The 14,944-nt window shown below is 48.5% G+C and carries 18 protein-coding genes; 9 read left to right on the forward strand and 9 right to left on the reverse strand.

Annotated elements, in window-relative coordinates; all coding sequences use genetic code 11:
- Positions 1 to 570: 570 nt before the first annotated feature.
- Positions 571 to 975, forward strand: a complete 405-nt coding sequence (locus tag FEK42_RS02545; RefSeq protein WP_130208625.1) for a universal stress protein — start codon at positions 571 to 573, stop codon at positions 973 to 975.
- 88 nt (positions 976 to 1,063) lie between these two features.
- Here FEK42_RS02545 and ompC read toward each other — a convergent pair whose 3' ends face one another.
- Complete coding sequence (gene ompC / locus FEK42_RS02550; RefSeq protein ID WP_135491549.1) at positions 1,064 to 2,251, reverse strand: porin OmpC; 1,188 nt, start codon at positions 2,249 to 2,251, stop codon at positions 1,064 to 1,066.
- Between the two features lie 649 nt (positions 2,252 to 2,900).
- Here ompC and drpB point away from each other — a divergent pair.
- Genes drpB through vsr form a run of 4 tightly spaced genes read left to right on the forward strand, consistent with a single transcriptional unit; the run spans position 2,901 to position 5,853 of the window.
- Entirely contained in the window at positions 2,901 to 3,182 is a 282-nt protein-coding gene (drpB, locus tag FEK42_RS02555; protein WP_246769576.1) for a cell division protein DrpB, read from the forward strand.
- A gap of 39 nt (positions 3,183 to 3,221) precedes the next feature.
- The gene (locus tag FEK42_RS02560; RefSeq protein ID WP_135492739.1) at positions 3,222 to 3,941 is read left to right on the forward strand and encodes a phosphohydrolase; all 720 of its coding nucleotides are present in this window, start codon (positions 3,222 to 3,224) and stop codon (positions 3,939 to 3,941) included.
- A gap of 42 nt (positions 3,942 to 3,983) precedes the next feature.
- Complete coding sequence (dcm, locus tag FEK42_RS02565; protein ID WP_135407114.1) at positions 3,984 to 5,402, forward strand: DNA-cytosine methyltransferase; 1,419 nt, start codon at positions 3,984 to 3,986, stop codon at positions 5,400 to 5,402.
- Complete coding sequence (vsr, locus tag FEK42_RS02570) at positions 5,383 to 5,853, forward strand: VSPR family DNA mismatch endonuclease (RefSeq protein ID WP_130259948.1); 471 nt, start codon at positions 5,383 to 5,385, stop codon at positions 5,851 to 5,853. The genes dcm and vsr overlap by 20 nt, the downstream gene beginning before the upstream one ends.
- Here the strand turns inward: vsr and yedA are convergent.
- Positions 5,842 to 6,762 (reverse strand): drug/metabolite exporter YedA, encoded by a 921-nt coding sequence (gene yedA, locus FEK42_RS02575; RefSeq protein WP_135492738.1) that lies wholly within the window; start codon positions 6,760 to 6,762, stop codon positions 5,842 to 5,844. The genes vsr and yedA overlap by 12 nt on opposite strands.
- A gap of 171 nt (positions 6,763 to 6,933) precedes the next feature.
- Here yedA and FEK42_RS02580 point away from each other — a divergent pair, with 171 nt between their 5' ends.
- From FEK42_RS02580 to dgcQ, 3 genes are all read left to right on the forward strand, one after another.
- Entirely contained in the window at positions 6,934 to 7,851 is a 918-nt protein-coding gene (locus FEK42_RS02580) for a DUF808 domain-containing protein (protein ID WP_130216453.1), read from the forward strand.
- A 78-nt stretch (positions 7,852 to 7,929) separates the two neighbouring features.
- Entirely contained in the window at positions 7,930 to 8,112 is a 183-nt protein-coding gene (locus FEK42_RS02585) for a DUF2158 domain-containing protein (protein ID WP_130208609.1), read from the forward strand.
- Positions 8,113 to 8,427: 315 nt separating this feature from the next.
- Positions 8,428 to 10,122 carry a cellulose biosynthesis regulator diguanylate cyclase DgcQ gene (gene dgcQ, locus FEK42_RS02590; protein WP_130259945.1) on the forward strand — a complete coding sequence of 565 codons (1,695 nt, stop codon included), beginning with the start codon at positions 8,428 to 8,430 and terminating at the stop codon, positions 10,120 to 10,122.
- Here dgcQ and FEK42_RS02595 read toward each other — a convergent pair.
- Both FEK42_RS02595 and yodD read right to left on the reverse strand, forming a co-directional pair.
- The gene (locus tag FEK42_RS02595; RefSeq protein WP_135492737.1) at positions 10,119 to 10,934 is read right to left on the reverse strand and encodes a mannosyl-3-phosphoglycerate phosphatase-related protein; all 816 of its coding nucleotides are present in this window, start codon (positions 10,932 to 10,934) and stop codon (positions 10,119 to 10,121) included. The genes dgcQ and FEK42_RS02595 overlap by 4 nt on opposite strands.
- A 296-nt stretch (positions 10,935 to 11,230) precedes the next feature.
- The gene (gene yodD, locus FEK42_RS02600) at positions 11,231 to 11,458 is read right to left on the reverse strand and encodes a peroxide/acid resistance protein YodD (protein ID WP_000844800.1); all 228 of its coding nucleotides are present in this window, start codon (positions 11,456 to 11,458) and stop codon (positions 11,231 to 11,233) included.
- Between the two features lie 163 nt (positions 11,459 to 11,621).
- On the opposite strand from yodD, the gene dsrB reads away from it, so the two are divergent.
- Complete coding sequence (gene dsrB, locus FEK42_RS02605; RefSeq protein ID WP_000867217.1) at positions 11,622 to 11,810, forward strand: protein DsrB; 189 nt, start codon at positions 11,622 to 11,624, stop codon at positions 11,808 to 11,810.
- Positions 11,811 to 11,853: 43 nt separating this feature from the next.
- On the opposite strand, the gene rcsA is transcribed toward dsrB, so the two are convergent.
- From rcsA to fliO, 5 genes are all read right to left on the reverse strand, one after another.
- Positions 11,854 to 12,477: a transcriptional regulator RcsA gene (gene rcsA, locus FEK42_RS02610; RefSeq protein WP_138211729.1), complete on the reverse strand. Its 624-nt coding sequence runs from the start codon at positions 12,475 to 12,477 to the stop codon at positions 11,854 to 11,856.
- A gap of 289 nt (positions 12,478 to 12,766) precedes the next feature.
- Positions 12,767 to 13,552: a flagellar biosynthetic protein FliR gene (fliR, locus tag FEK42_RS02615; RefSeq protein ID WP_130259943.1), complete on the reverse strand. Its 786-nt coding sequence runs from the start codon at positions 13,550 to 13,552 to the stop codon at positions 12,767 to 12,769.
- Positions 13,553 to 13,560: 8 nt separating this feature from the next.
- On the reverse strand, positions 13,561 to 13,830 hold the full coding sequence (gene fliQ, locus FEK42_RS02620; RefSeq protein ID WP_000187358.1) for a flagellar biosynthesis protein FliQ: 270 nt from the start codon (positions 13,828 to 13,830) through the stop codon (positions 13,561 to 13,563).
- A gap of 9 nt (positions 13,831 to 13,839) precedes the next feature.
- Positions 13,840 to 14,577 (reverse strand): flagellar type III secretion system pore protein FliP, encoded by a 738-nt coding sequence (gene fliP, locus FEK42_RS02625; protein WP_135491545.1) that lies wholly within the window; start codon positions 14,575 to 14,577, stop codon positions 13,840 to 13,842.
- On the reverse strand, positions 14,577 to 14,942 hold the full coding sequence (fliO, locus tag FEK42_RS02630; RefSeq protein WP_135407268.1) for a flagellar biosynthetic protein FliO: 366 nt from the start codon (positions 14,940 to 14,942) through the stop codon (positions 14,577 to 14,579). Before fliO ends, fliP begins: the two co-directional genes overlap by 1 nt.
- Positions 14,943 to 14,944: the final 2 nt, after the last annotated feature.

A 14,944-nucleotide genomic window follows, 5' to 3' on the forward strand; every position in this document is an offset into this window, starting at 1 on the left:
TGCGATGACTATGCTGCACTTGTGTAGGATATTAGTCATGCCAATTTTCTCCTTATTGCGTAAAGTGGTTGGAACTGGTGTTAATTTATTTTAGTCTATTTTTCAGAAATCAGGATATTGACACACTGGTAGCACAATTTTTAATTGTGGGGATTTTTTGTGCTCACGTGATGCTTAGAGCGGCGCCGGGGGAACTGGCAACAGAATGATTTGCCTGAGGCCTGCTTAAGATAGGTAAATGCTGGAGCAAAGAATCTCCCCGGAACATGCGATGAGAGTGTAAGTTAAGAAAATGAGATTATTAGCAAAAAAATAATCGTAAAACTGTCTGGCACGAGAGATTATCGCGAAAGAATGATGATCCAGATTAAGGTTTAACTGATGACAGATATGATTAATTACTTGTCATCAGATGTACTCTTTGCACAATTTGTCAGAGGGAATGGCCTGGAGACTAAAGTGGGGCAGCAACGATAACTTTTCCAAAAAAACGACTTAAATATAGTATTAGAAATATGCACTAATAATTCAAGTGCAGTTGATTATATTGAATTTTTTCAGGGAATACCTATGTACCGAAATATTGTTATTCCGGTGAATGTTTTTTCTCGGGATGATAGAGAGCAAGCGTTTTTGCACGCGCAATTTTTCGCCAATGTTTCTTCTGGACATGTTCACTTACTTGGCTTTATACCGGAATATTTAAGAGTTCTCGAGCGTGGGTATATTTCTGATATGCATCGTTTTAAAGAAGGTCTACGTGGGCAGGCTGTGTGCCGTTTAGCTCATATAGCAGAACAACTGGTTTTGCCGGAAGGATTTATTCATACATATGTTCATTTCGGCACTCTTCCGGAAGGGATAAAGGAACTTGCTGAACAACAACTGGCTGATGTTATTGTGCTGGGAGCTACGCAGGAATTAGGGTTTATCGACATGCTACGGCAGTTTAGCGTGCCGCTGTTGGTGATTTGATGTGGGATATAAAAAAGCCTGAGTTCGATGAGGGACGAACTCAGGCCGATATTATATTTACAGTTACGTGCCGCGGCGCGTTGGCTGATTAGAACTGGTAGACTAAGCCCACAGCAACGATATCGTCGGTCGCGATGCCGTTTTCTTTGTAGAAGTCGTCGTCGTTGTCCAGCAGGTTGATTTTATAATCAATATAGGTGGACATGTTTTTGTTGAAGTAGTAGGTCGCACCAATATCAACGTATTTAACCAGATCTTTGTTGGTGTAATGATGATTACCCTGGCTGTCAAAGTTATCACCATTCAAACCGCCTAAATCCTTACCTTTGGATTGCAGGTAAGCAATGGACGGACGCAGACCGAAGTCGAACTGATACTGAGCAACAACTTCAAAGTTTTGGGTTTTGTTAGCGATAGCATCAGCATTACCGTAACCAGTCATGTTACGGGTTTCAGCATACATGGCTGCTAAGTAAACGTTATTAGCGTCGTATTTAGCACCCACGGTCCATGCTTCTGCAGTTTCACCGCCAGCAGTTGCATCGAAGCGATCACCGTAACGAGAATCATGCAAACCTTTGTGAACCTGGTTATCAGAACGGTCAGAGTTAGAGTATGCCGCACCCAGACTTAAACCGAAGTCGAAGTCATAGGAAGTTGACATACCGTAACCGTCGCCGTTCTCTTTGGCCAGTTTACGGCCATTACCGTTACCGGAACCTTCTTGACCAAATAATCCGCTTTTCTCGTTATTACCCTGATATTGCAGAGCAAAGTTCAGGCCATCAACCTGACCAAAGAAGCCATTGTTACGGTAGGTTGCAACGCTGTTAGCACGACCGTTCATGAAGTTGTCGGCGCCAGCATAGGTATCGCCACCAAATTCTGGCAGCATATCGGTCCATGCTTCTACGTCATATACGACACCGTAGTTACGACCATAGTCGAAAGTACCGTTCTGACCGAAACCTAAGCCTGCAAATGCCAGACGAGTTGCGGTATTACCCTTGTCGCTTTCAGGGCCGTTTGCACCAATGTTAAACTCCCACTGACCATAGCCAGTGAACTGGTCAGCGATCTGGGTTTCACCTTTGAAACCGATACGGGCATATGACATGTCACCATCGCTGCCAGAATCATCAGAGAAGTAGTGCAGACCCACTACTTTTCCGTACAAATCCAGTTTATTACCATCTTTATTATAGACTTCAGCCGCATTTGCTGCGCCAGCAACTAATAACGCCGGGACCAGCATTGCCAGAACTTTTCTTTTCATTATGTATTCCCTTGTGATTATAATCTTCATGAATATATCAATAAGTGCCGTTATCCAAAAAAAAGCACATTTGGATACTATTCTATGAAGTTCATTTTATTTTAAAGATTACATGTAACAAATGTATTTAAAAGATTTCAAAATGTTTCTATTCTATTTAATATAATTCATAATTATGAATTTAAGACATAAGCATTCATCATATTTATATTTGTATATCAATTGGTTATTGTTCTTTTGGAAGGATGGATTACATCAATGATTGTTGAACTAAAGACTGAGTGTGATCTACTGCACATTAATGAACGCATAAAAAAAGCCGGCATCATGCCGGCCCAAAAAAATATAAACAAGACGATAAAAGGCTAATAACGTAGTCATCATGACACAGAAAACAAAAAAGGTATAATTGTATTCAATGCCAATATATTCAAAATATGAATTAATCCATTATGCCCAAACAAAAAACAAATGCCTTCCGACTTGTTTTTTCTGCACATAATGTCAGTGGTTAAGATTCATATATTTGTTCAAAAAATGAGTGAGACTTGACTGGCTCGACCGATGTGGAAAAATGTGACTTTTATCACATAACAGTATAAGTCTGAATTTTCCGGGTTATCTCAAAATGGAGTATGGTTCGACAGCAATGGAAGAAAGACTCTCTCGTAGCCCTGGCGGCAAACTGGCTTTATGGGCTTTCTATACCTGGTGTGGTTATTTTGTCTGGGTAATGGCGCGTTACATCTGGGTAATGAGCCGCATCCCCGATGCCCCCGTGTCTGGATTTGAAAGTGATTTAGGTTCAACTGCGGGGAAGTGGCTAGGTGCGTTAGTGGGGTTTTTGTTTATGGCCATGGTCGGTGCGTTGTTAGGCGGCATTGCCTGGTACACGCGACCTCGCCCCGTACGTAGCAGACGCTATGAGTAAAAACTGCTAAGGTTGCGACTCTTTGGCAGCGGAGCGCATATGGACTTACAACACTGGCAGGCACAATTCGAGAACTGGTTGAAGAGCCATCATCAGTATCAGGACGCGGCCCATGACCTGTGTCATTTTCGCCGCGTTTGGGCGACGGCACAAAAACTGGCGGTAGATGAAGACGTGGACATGCTGGTGATTTTAACCGCCTGTTATTTTCACGATATCGTGAGTCTGGCGAAAAATCATCCGCAACGGCAGCAATCTTCAATGCTGGCAGCAGAAGAGACGCGTCGCCTGCTATGTGAAGAGTTTGCGCAATTTCCAGCGGAGAAAATAGAGCCCGTTTGTCATGCCATTGCCGCACACAGTTTCAGTGCGCAAATTACGCCCTTAACGGCGGAAGCTAGAATCGTGCAGGATGCGGACCGGATGGAAGCATTAGGCGCGATTGGCCTGGCGCGCGTGTTTGCGGTTTCAGGCGCGTTGGGTGTGGCGCTGTTTGATGGCGAAGATCCGTTCGCGCAGCATCGCCCGCTCGATGATAAACGTTACGCGCTGGACCACTTTCAGACCAAGCTGCTAAAACTACCTCAAACGATGCAAACCACAAAAGGTAAACAACTGGCGCAACACAACGCCCGTTTTCTGGTGGAGTTTATGGCCAAACTAAGTGCTGAACTGGCGGGGGAGAATGAAGGTATCGATCACAACGTGATTGATGCGTTTTCGCCAGCTGACTGCGCGCGTGGCCCTAAACCGATGTAATTATGTTAACCTGTCGGCCATCTCATATGGCCGGTTAAATCTATGCAGGAAAATATTTCAGTAACCGATTCATACAGCACCGGGAATGCCGCACAGGCAATGCTGGAGAAACTGCTGCAAATTTATGATGTTAAAACGCTGGTGGCGCAACTTAATGGTGTGGGTGAGAACCACTGGAGCGCGGCGATTTTAAAACGTGCGCTGGCGAATGATTCGGTATGGCACCGTTTAAGTGAAAATGAGTTCGCCCACCTGCAAACGTTGCTACCCAAACCGCCAGCACATCATCCGCATTATGCGTTTCGCTTTATCGATCTCTTTGCCGGGATTGGTGGTATCCGTCGCGGTTTTGAGTCAATTGGCGGCCAGTGCGTATTTACCAGTGAATGGAATAAACATGCGGTGCGCACCTATAAAGCCAACCATTATTGCGACCCGGCGACTCATCATTTTAATGAAGATATCCGCGACATTACCCTGAGCCATAAAGAGGGCGTAAGTGATGACGCGGCGGCGGAACATATCCGTCAGCACATTCCTGAACACGATGTTTTACTGGCCGGTTTTCCTTGCCAGCCGTTTTCACTGGCTGGCGTATCGAAAAAGAACTCGCTTGGGCGGGCGCACGGTTTTGCCTGCGATACCCAGGGGACGCTGTTCTTTGATGTGGTGCGCATCATCGACGCTCGTCGTCCGGCGATTTTTGTGCTCGAAAACGTTAAGAACCTGAAAAGCCACGACCAGGGTAAAACGTTTCGCATCATCATGCAGACGCTGGACGAACTGGGCTATGACGTTGCCGACGCAGAAGATAACGGCCCGGACGATCCGAAAATCATCGATGGCAAACATTTTCTACCGCAGCACCGTGAGCGCATCGTGCTGGTGGGCTTCCGTCGCGATCTTAATCTGAAAGAAGATTTCACCCTGCGTGATATTAGCGATTGTTTCCCGGTGCAGCGAGTGACGCTGGCGCAGTTGCTGGACCCGATGGTCGAAGCGAAATATATCCTGACGCCGGTGCTATGGAAGTATCTCTATCGCTATGCGAAAAAGCATCAGGCGCGCGGTAACGGCTTCGGTTATGGGATGGTTTATCCGAACAATCCGCAAAGTGTCACGCGCACGCTTTCTGCCCGTTATTATAAAGACGGCGCGGAAATCTTAATCGATCGCGGCTGGGATATGGCGACAGGTGAGAAAGACTTTGACGATCCGCAGAATCAGCAACATCGCCCACGCAGATTAACGCCTCGCGAATGCGCGCGCCTGATGGGCTTTGAAGCGCCGGGAGAAGCGAAATTCCGTATACCGGTTTCTGATACGCAAGCCTATCGTCAGTTCGGTAATTCGGTGGTAGTACCGGTTTTTGCCGCGGTGGCAAAACTGCTCGAGCCAAAAATCAGACAAGCGGTGGCGTTGCGTCAGCGAGAAACACAACATGGCCGACGTTCACGATAAGGCCACGCGCAGCAAAAATATGCGCGCGATTGCCACGCGCGATACGGCAATCGAGAAACGTCTCGCCAGCCTGTTAACTGAGCAGGGGCTGGCGTTTCGTGTTCAGGAAGCCAGTCTTCCCGGACGTCCGGATTTTGTCCTTGATGAATTTCGCTGTGTGATATTTGCCCACGGTTGCTTCTGGCACCATCACCATTGCTATCTGTTTAACGTCCCCGCCACGCGAACAGATTTTTGGCTTGAGAAGATAGGTAAAAATGTCGAGCGCGATCGGCGCGATATCAGTCGTTTGCAGGAACTCGGCTGGCGTGTGTTGATTGTCTGGGAATGTGCGTTACGCGGGCGGGAGAAATTAACGGACGCGGCACTTACCGAGCGTCTGGAAGAGTGGATCTGCGGCGAGGGCGCCAGCGCGCAGATCGACACTCTGGGGATTCATTTACTCGCTTGATGCATCCTGAATGACGGGAGCGACAACGGGTTTAGCCGGAAAGAGATATTTCCCCAACGTGACCAGTACCACGGCGAAAACAATCACTCCTAGCGCCAGCCATTCAATCTTCGACAGCGTTTCTCCGCCCAGACTCGTACCCAGCAATACCGCGACCACGGGATTAACATAGGCGTAGCTGGTGGCCAGAGCCGGACTGACATTGCGGATTAAATACATATAAGCGTTGATGGCGATAATCGAGCCAAACAGCGTCAAATAGCCGACTGCAAGGAAACCAGAAAGCGAAGGGACTGCTGTCAGTTTTTCACCCGCAATCATCGACGCAATCATTAACACTACGCCTGCTGCCAGCATCTCAATGGCGCCTGCCATCATCCCTACCGGCAAGGTAATGCGCGAGCCATAAACCGACCCAAACGCCCAGCTAATTGAGCCGATTAAAATCAGCATTGCACCCCACGGGTTACCGCTTAAATTACCGCCACTATTGAGCATGATGATCCCGGCAAGCCCAATGGCGATACCCACCCATTCCAGTTTGCGCGTTTTAATGCCAAACAGGCGGCTGAAGCAAAGAGTAAAGAGTGGCACAGTTGCCACCACCACGGCGGCAATGCCGGAAGGGACGTTTTGATGTTCGGCAACCGTCACCATACCGTTACCGACAGCCAGCAGTAACAGGCCAATAAGCGCGGCGTTGAGCAGGGGACGTAGCGGCGGAAATTTGTGCCCACGCAGCAGTAAAAATGCCATCAATAAAAGACCTGCTGCCAAAAATCGCACCCCCGCCATCATTAACGGTGGCCAGCTTTCAACGCCAATCCGAATGACAAAATAGGTCGAGCCCCAAATGATATACAACGCAAACAGCGCGCCAAAAAGCGGTAACAACTGGCGGAAACGCATAATCCCTCACGGTGGAAATAAAAAGGTGGTTCATAGTAAACGTGAAAATCATTCTGCTGGCGAGAGATATAATTGTGCTTGATTGTTAAAAAAATGTTGACCTATGAAGCACAGTATCAGGCAAGCCGATTTTGCTTCATACTTAGCGCGTCAACGAAAAAATGAGAGGGAATGCTTTTGGCCGGGAGTAGTTTATTGACGTTGCTCGATGATATCGCCACTTTGCTGGACGATATCTCCGTGATGGGCAAGCTGGCGGCGAAGAAAACCGCCGGCGTATTAGGGGATGACTTGTCGCTCAACGCGCAACAAGTTTCAGGCGTGCGTGCCAACCGGGAACTTCCTGTGGTCTGGGGCGTGGCGAAGGGATCGCTAATCAATAAAGTGATTCTGGTGCCGCTGGCGCTGATCATCAGTGCATTTATCCCGTGGGCAATTACGCCACTGTTGATGATTGGTGGTGCGTTTCTCTGCTTTGAAGGGGTAGAGAAAGTGCTACATATGCTGGAGGCGCGTAAACACAAAGAGGATCCGGCGCAGAGTCAGCAGCGTCTGGAAAAACTGGCGGAGCAAGACCCGCTCAAGTTTGAAAAGGACAAAATAAAAGGGGCCATTCGCACCGATTTTATTTTGTCTGCGGAAATTGTCGCCATAACGCTGGGTATTGTGGCGGAAGCGCCGCTGATTAATCAGGTGCTGGTGCTCTCAGGGATTGCTCTGGTGGTAACGATTGGCGTGTATGGCCTGGTGGGGATTATCGTTAAGATTGATGACCTGGGCTACTGGCTGGCAGAAAAGTCCAGTACGTTGATGCAGGCGTTGGGTAAGGGGCTGTTGATTATCGCGCCCTGGCTGATGAAAGCATTATCGGTTGTCGGCACGCTGGCGATGTTCCTGGTTGGTGGCGGCATTGTGGTGCATGGCATCGCGCCGCTGCATCATGCCATTGAACATTTTGCCGGACAGCAGAACGCGCTGGTGGCGATGATATTACCGACTGTTTTAAATCTGATTCTTGGATTTATCATCGGTGGCATCGTGGTGCTGGGAGTGAAAGTGGTAGCGAAAATGCGCGGCCAGGCACATTAAAATTCACATTGGCTGTTATGCAAAATTCGCCATCCTCGACTAAGGTGAACAAGTTTCACTCGAAAAAAGGAGGCGAGTATGAGCTTTATGGTTAGTGAGGAAGTCACGGTAAAAGAGGGCGGCCCGCGGATGATTGTCACCGGGTATTCCAGCGGTATGGTTGAGTGCCGGTGGTATGACGGTTATGGGGTCAAGCGGGAAGCTTTTCATGAAACCGAGCTTGTTCCGGGGGAGGGGAGTTGTTCGTCGGAAGAAGTTTGAAAATGTGCAATTAACACCAGGCCGGATGTGGCGTTCATGCCGCATCCGGCAGTTGTGCCAGCGTCTGCATGGAATGCCTGATGCGACGCTGTCGCGTCTTATCATGCCTGGGTTATACAAATAATCGATATCTGGCGATAGAATCAAAAGTAGGCCGGATAAGGCGTTCACGCCGCATCCGGCAGTCCTGCCAGCGTCAATATCGAAGGCCTGATGCCTCGTATCATGCCAACATTATAAAATTATCGTTGTTTGGCGGTACGCTATCGCCAGGTTATGCCAGAATCATTAAAAAGCAGGTTGGGAGTCGTCAGGGTGCAGCACGAGACAAAAATGGAAAACCAGAGCTGGCTAAAAAAACTCGCGCGCCGCCTGGGGCCAGGTCATGTCGTTAATCTGTGTTTTATCGTGGTGTTGATCTTCTCCACTTTGCTCACCTGGCGTGAAGTCGTGGTGCTGGAAGACGCCTATATCTCCAGTCAGCGTAATCATCTGGAAAACGTTGCCAACGCGCTCGATAAGCAATTGCAATATAACGTCGATAAACTGATTTTTTTGCGTAATGGAATGCGTGAAGCCCTTGTTGCGCCGCTGGATTTCACCTCTATGCGTAACGCTGTTGTCGAGTTTGAACAACATCGCGACGAGCACGCCTGGCAAATCGAACTCAACAGACGACGCACTCTGTCAGTAAACGGTGTCTCGGATGCGTTAGTGAGCGAGGGAAATCAGCTTTCTCGCGAAAATGAATTACTCGACAATGAAATTACTGCCGCACTGGAAGTCGGCTACTTACTACGACTGGCGCACAACTCTACTTCGATGGTTGAACAGGCAATGTATGTCTCACGCGCCGGATTCTACGTTTCGACGCAGCCGACGTTGTTTACCCGAAATATCCCTACGCGTTACTACGAATTTGTCACGCAACCCTGGTTTATCGGCCAATCAGAACGAGAAAATCGTCAACGTGGCGTACGATGGTTTACCTCTCAGCATGACCATAACAATGTTACTGAACCGCAGGTCACCGTAAGCGTACCGGTCGACAGTAATAATTACTGGTATGGCGTGTTGGGAATGAGTATCCCTGTGCGCTCGATGCAGCAATTTCTAAAAAACGCTATTGATAAAAAACTGGATGGTGAATACCAGCTCTACGACAGCAAACTAAAATTATTGACTTCATCTAACCCGGAACACTCGGCGGAGGACCTTTTTGATCCTCGAGAGCTGGCATCTCTGGCGCAGGCTATGGAACACGATACGCGCGGTGGTATTAGGATGAACAGTCGCTATGTTAGCTGGGAGCGACTGGACCATTTTGACGGCGCATTAGTGCGCATTCATACGCTTAGTGAAGGTGTGCGTGGTGATTTCGGCAGCATCAGCATTGCGTTAACCCTTCTGTGGGCGCTCTTTACGACGATGTTACTTATCTCATGGTATGTGATTCGCCAGATGGTCAGCAATATGTATGTCCTGCAAAGCTCGTTGCAGTGGCAGGCGTGGCATGACACCTTAACGCGCTTGTATAACCGTGGCGCATTGTTCGAAAAAGCGCGTCCGCTTGCCGAATTGTGTCAGATACACAAACATCCGTTTTCTGTCATCCAGGTCGACCTTGACCATTTTAAAGCGATTAATGACCGCTTTGGTCACCAGGCAGGCGATCGTGTGCTGTCGCATGCTGCCGGATTAATCAGTCGTTCATTGCGTTCACAGGACGTTGCAGGCCGCGTGGGCGGCGAGGAGTTTTGTGTGATTCTGCCTGGCGCTAACCTGGCGCAGGCAACGGAAGTGGCCGAACGTATTCGCCTGAAGCTGAATGAAAAAGAGATGTTGATCGCCAAGAGCACGACCCTACGCATCAGTGCTTCGCTGGGGGTGAGTAGCAGCGAGGAAACCGGCGATTATGATTTTGAGCAATTACAGTCTCTGGCCGACCGGCGGTTGTATCTCGCAAAACAAGCGGGGCGCAATCAGGTCTGCGCGAGCGATAGCCCTTAACTGGCCGTGAAAAAGTGATCCAGCCCTTCGCGCCAGCCTTCCGGTCCTTCTCGCTGTGTCCGCCAGACACGGGCCGGATCCTCATTTTGCAAATGCACGCCTTCCCGGTTTAGCCCTTTTACGATCACCGCATAATCCATCACTTCCAGTAATGGTGCGTCATTTGGGCCGTCGCCTAAGCCAAGCGTGGTCGGACGTTTTCCACGCGATTGCTGATATGCCGCAATGATCCAGTTGGCTGCCTGATCTTTCCCGGCTGAGACATCCAGCACATGCCAGAAACGCGCACCTTGCACAAACTGCAAGCCCAGTTCATTCAGGCGAGCGGTAAATTGTGCCATCCGCTCGTCACTGTCGCGCCAGATAAGCGTGACCGAAGCCTCATGCAACTGCGTCAGTGCGGCCTGGCTGCGGCTTAAGCCAGTCCATTCAGCGATGGTTGTATCATCGACGTCATTAAAGGTGGTGAATTTGAAGTGTTCTTTCTCACGCAGCGTATTTAATACCAGGCTGATTTCACTATGAGCAATCCCCGAGATGATGCGCGGAAAGCCGGCCAAATCCTGCCATTGTTGATCCAGTTGGATCACCGCGCCGTTCTCCGCAATGAGTGACAACCCTTGCAGACCTAACATCTTTTGCAGGTACAGCATTTCAGCCGAGGTTTTACTACTACACAGGATCACGGGGATCTCCGCTTCCCGCAGGCGGATTAACCAGGAGGCGGCAGGTTGCCAGTCATAGCTATGACTGTCCAACAGGGTGCCATCAAGATCGGTGAAAATCAGCAGCGGTTGATGAATTGAAAGCATGATCGCGCAGTACTCCCTTTGCCGGATATTTCTTAAAACAGCACGAATAATAAAAAATCGTTTTTTGGGAGCGATCACGTGAACGCCATAGCCTCCAAGGGGTGACGCGGATCACACTTCCATTCATTAGTGACGTTAATCATTCATATCAAGAATATTTTCTTGTCAGCCTAAAAAATTGCGGATAAGGTGATGAACGCATCAGATTTCCTGGTGTAACGAATTTTTTAAGTGCTTCTTGCTTAAGCAAGTTTGATCCCGACCCCAACAAGGGTCGGGATTTTTTTATCACGCATTTAGCGATTCACTTCAGAGACGCTAAAGTCATGAATATCAAGTTCAAAGGCATCGGCTAATTCACGCCATGTATGATATTCACGGCCATCGACGCTAACGTGTTCCGAATCGTTCTGGCTGCGATGAACTTCGCTTTCGCTAATTTCATTGATCGCCGCCAGCAGGGCATCGACATCGACGCTGACCTCACGTTTTGCGGTATCGCTGTACTCTTTTGCGGTTTTCATCATCTTTCCTCGCAACCGTTGCTTATATGTTGCTGCCGACACCTCATGTCAGCCAGGCATTTCTTAAGTATAGACCGTTGAGAAAATCAGCACTCGCACGCGCCCGGCGCTGTCAGAAAAACGAAATTGTTCTAAACTGGCACAAAGCCACAGGAGGAAAACGATGAAGGTGAATGATCGGGTAACAGTCAAAACGGATGGCGGTCCGCGTCGTCCTGGCGTGGTACTGGCAGTTGAGGAGTTTAGTGAAGGCACAATGTACCTGGTTTCGCTGGAAGACTACCCGCTCGGCATCTGGTTCTTTAATGAAGCAGGGCATCAGGATGGTATCTTTGTGGAGAAAGCCGAGTAATTTCTGCCAGCCTGACTGGTGGTATCCCACCAGTCAGTATGCCTTAGCGCATGTTAACAAAAATACCATTTGTCACATTATCCGTCAGTCGGACGACATGGTAGATAACCTGTTTATTATGCGTTTTGATCTTACGTTTAATATTGCCTTTATGCGATGAAACGGTCTTGGCTTTAATATTCATTTGGTCGGATATTTGAATCGTTCCCTGGCCAGCCATCCACATTCGCAACATACTTGATTCGGTCCGGCTTAATGATAACGTTGGCATATTTAAAATGCTGGCCATCGTTGTCTCTTTTTTCAGAATATCGCCAAGGATATCATCAAGAGATTCTGGCTTAATCGATTTGGAACTGATCAATAAGTTTTTTCTGACCAATAGATATTTATCAAAATGAACATTGGCAATTGCCATAAAAACGATAAATAACGTATTGGGATGTTGATTAATGATGTACTTGATACGTTGACTGTTAGAAGCATCGTGGATAAAACAGTCCTCATTAATAAACACCACTGAAGGGTGCTGTGAATCACAAGCGATGGCAAGGTCATCAACGGTTTCAATGTCGTTGATTTCTCTTTTTTTCACCCCTCTACTCAACAGATACCCGGTCAAACCCAGCCGGGTGTAACTACATAAATCCATAATAATCGTTGACATGGCATACCCTCACTCAATGCGTAACGATAATTCCCCTTACCTGAATATTTCATCATGACTAAACGGAACGACATGGGTCACCTAATGCGCCACTCTCGCGAATTTTCAGGCGGACTTACTATCCCGTAAAGCGTTGTATAATTTGCCTGGAATTGTCTTAAAGTAAAGTAAATGTTGCGATATGTGAGTGAGGTTAAAACAAATATTTCGCCACAGGAGTATCCTGGAAGATGTTCGCTGGTATTATTTTTCGGATAATCCTTAGGATAACAAGATAAACATTAGGGAATCATATTACAGGTAATTCGCTGATAATATCTGCCAGCAAATTAAAAATTTCACTAAATAAATGTTCGCAAAAAGGAGCAATTAACGGCATTAATGCCGCCATTAATGAGATGCCGACAGTCAACGTTAATGGAAAACCAATAACAAAGATTGATAATTGCGGGGCCATACGATTCAGTAAACCTAATGCGAGATTCAGGGTCAGCAACAGGGTAATGAGCGGTAACGCCAGCATCAACCCGTTAAGAAAAATCAAACTCCCTGCCCTGGTGAGTGCCAGGAATGCATTGCTGTTCAGCGGTTCGCCACCAATGGGTAGAGTGTGAAATGTATCGACCAGCAACGAAATCAGCCATAAATGACCGTTAAATGTCAGGAACAACAGTAGCGCCAGCATATCCATAATGCGCGCTAAGACGGGCATATTGAGATGACTGCCAGGATCGACAAACGTCGCAAATGACAGCCCCATTTGCAGACCGATAATTTCGCCAGCGGTGCGCACAGCGGCAAAGGCAAATTGCATGGTAAAGCCGAGAGCAATGCCAATCAGGATTTGCTGCACCGCCAGCCATAGGGCATAGAACGAAAAAATAGCCACATCGTTGGCGGGTATTGCCGGAGCAATGGCGAACGTGATCATCATTGCGAGGCCCAGTTTTACCCGTTTTGGCACGCTGCGTTCGCTCAAAATGGGCGCGGTGGAGATCAGCGCCAGCACGCGCAGTAATGGCCAGAAATACAGGCTTAACCAGGAAAGCCATTGATCGCTTGTTACCTGCAACATTACATCGATTACCCGATGATATACGGTAGGTTAGTGAATAAGGTACGAACGTAATCCAGCAACAAGTTGAGCATCCACGGTCCGGCAATAATAATGGCGATAAATACGGCGATGATTTTCGGAATGAACGACAGCGTCATTTCGTTAATCTGCGTGGCGGCCTGCAAAATGCTGATGATAAGACCGGTGACCAGCGCCACCAGCAACAGCGGGGCAGCCAGTGCCAGCGCGACTTTCATCGCTTCTGTCCCCATCATCATGACCGATTCGGGTGTCATTTGGCCTCTCTAGCTGTAAAAGCTTTGTGCCAGCGAGCCGACCAGCAATTGCCAGCCATCCACCAGTACAAACAACATCAGTTTAAACGGCAGGGCAATGGTCGCGGGGGGAACCATCATCATCCCCAATGCCATCAACACACTTGCAATAACCAGGTCGATAATCAAAAACGGAATGAAAATCGTGAAGCCTATCTGGAAGGCGGTTTTCAACTCGCTGGTCACGTAGGCCGGGAGCAAAATGCGCATCGGTACTGCTTCAGGTCCCTGCAACGGGCCGGTATTCGCCAGCCTGGCAAACAACCCTAAATCCGCCTCGCGGGTCTGGCGCAGCATAAACTCACGCAGCGGCTGCGCCCCTTTTTCCAGTGCCTCCTGCATTGAAATTTTCTCTTCGCTGAATGGCTGGTACGCATCGACATAAATTTTGTCGATTACCGGAGACATAATAAAAAAGGTCAAAAACAGCGCCAGCCCCAGCAAAACCTGGTTGGGCGGCGCGGAGGGCGTTCCCAGTGCGTTACGCAATAAACCAAAAACAATGATGATGCGGGTGAAGCTGGTCATCATCAGTAAAATTGCCGGAATAAAAGTCAGCGAGGTGATGAACACCAGCGTCTGCACCGGGAGTGACCAGCTTTGTCCACCGCCAGGCAGCGGCTGGCTGGTGATGCCAGGCAGTTGCGCAAAGGCGAGGGGGGTAAGCAGCCAGAGAAGGGCCGGTGCGGCAGACAAGAGACGACGCATCAGGCTCTCCCGCCACGCTTAAGCAAATTTTTCATGACCGACTGAAAATCGGCTTGAGGTAACTCTTCCGTTGGCGCAGAAGGGGGAAGTTTATGCAGCAGATTGATTTGCCCGGTAGTAACACCGAGCACCAGTCGCGCATCTTCCACATCGACCACCACAACCCGTTCACGCGCCCCCAACGAGGCACTAGCGCTGACTTTCAGCCCGTTCGTGCCATTACGTTTGGGAGCAAATCCCAGCCTTTTTACCAGCCAGGCCGCAGCGAGGATCAGGACAATAATGGCAATTAGCGCGCCGCTCACCTGAAGGAGCGGAGCAGCAGAAACCGGCGCGGAAGGTTGTACAGTAGCGTGGTTATTCATCA

This window comes from Escherichia sp. E2748, assembly GCF_005781125.1.
Classification (GTDB): Bacteria; Pseudomonadota; Gammaproteobacteria; order Enterobacterales; family Enterobacteriaceae; genus Escherichia.

What these genes read in the sequence shown, in the direction of transcription:
- FEK42_RS02545 (WP_130208625.1), top strand. Translation starts at nt 571, where the DNA reads ATGTACCGAAATATTGTTATTCCGGTGAATGTTTTTTCTCGGGATGAT.
- ompC (WP_135491549.1), bottom strand. Translation starts at nt 2,251, where the DNA reads ATGAAAAGAAAAGTTCTGGCAATGCTGGTCCCGGCGTTATTAGTTGCT.
- drpB (WP_246769576.1), top strand. Translation starts at nt 2,901, where the DNA reads ATGGAAGAAAGACTCTCTCGTAGCCCTGGCGGCAAACTGGCTTTATGG.
- FEK42_RS02560 (WP_135492739.1), top strand. Translation starts at nt 3,222, where the DNA reads ATGGACTTACAACACTGGCAGGCACAATTCGAGAACTGGTTGAAGAGC.
- dcm (WP_135407114.1), top strand. Translation starts at nt 3,984, where the DNA reads ATGCAGGAAAATATTTCAGTAACCGATTCATACAGCACCGGGAATGCC.
- vsr (WP_130259948.1), top strand. Translation starts at nt 5,383, where the DNA reads ATGGCCGACGTTCACGATAAGGCCACGCGCAGCAAAAATATGCGCGCG.
- yedA (WP_135492738.1), bottom strand. Translation starts at nt 6,762, where the DNA reads ATGCGTTTCCGCCAGTTGTTACCGCTTTTTGGCGCGCTGTTTGCGTTG.
- FEK42_RS02580 (WP_130216453.1), top strand. Translation starts at nt 6,934, where the DNA reads ATGCTTTTGGCCGGGAGTAGTTTATTGACGTTGCTCGATGATATCGCC.
- FEK42_RS02585 (WP_130208609.1), top strand. Translation starts at nt 7,930, where the DNA reads ATGAGCTTTATGGTTAGTGAGGAAGTCACGGTAAAAGAGGGCGGCCCG.
- FEK42_RS02595 (WP_135492737.1), bottom strand. Translation starts at nt 10,934, where the DNA reads ATGCTTTCAATTCATCAACCGCTGCTGATTTTCACCGATCTTGATGGC.
- yodD (WP_000844800.1), bottom strand. Translation starts at nt 11,458, where the DNA reads ATGAAAACCGCAAAAGAGTACAGCGATACCGCAAAACGTGAGGTCAGC.
- dsrB (WP_000867217.1), top strand. Translation starts at nt 11,622, where the DNA reads ATGAAGGTGAATGATCGGGTAACAGTCAAAACGGATGGCGGTCCGCGT.
- rcsA (WP_138211729.1), bottom strand. Translation starts at nt 12,477, where the DNA reads ATGTCAACGATTATTATGGATTTATGTAGTTACACCCGGCTGGGTTTG.
- fliR (WP_130259943.1), bottom strand. Translation starts at nt 13,552, where the DNA reads ATGTTGCAGGTAACAAGCGATCAATGGCTTTCCTGGTTAAGCCTGTAT.
- fliQ (WP_000187358.1), bottom strand. Translation starts at nt 13,830, where the DNA reads ATGACACCCGAATCGGTCATGATGATGGGGACAGAAGCGATGAAAGTC.
- fliP (WP_135491545.1), bottom strand. Translation starts at nt 14,577, where the DNA reads ATGCGTCGTCTCTTGTCTGCCGCACCGGCCCTTCTCTGGCTGCTTACC.
- fliO (WP_135407268.1), bottom strand. Translation starts at nt 14,942, where the DNA reads ATGAATAACCACGCTACTGTACAACCTTCCGCGCCGGTTTCTGCTGCT.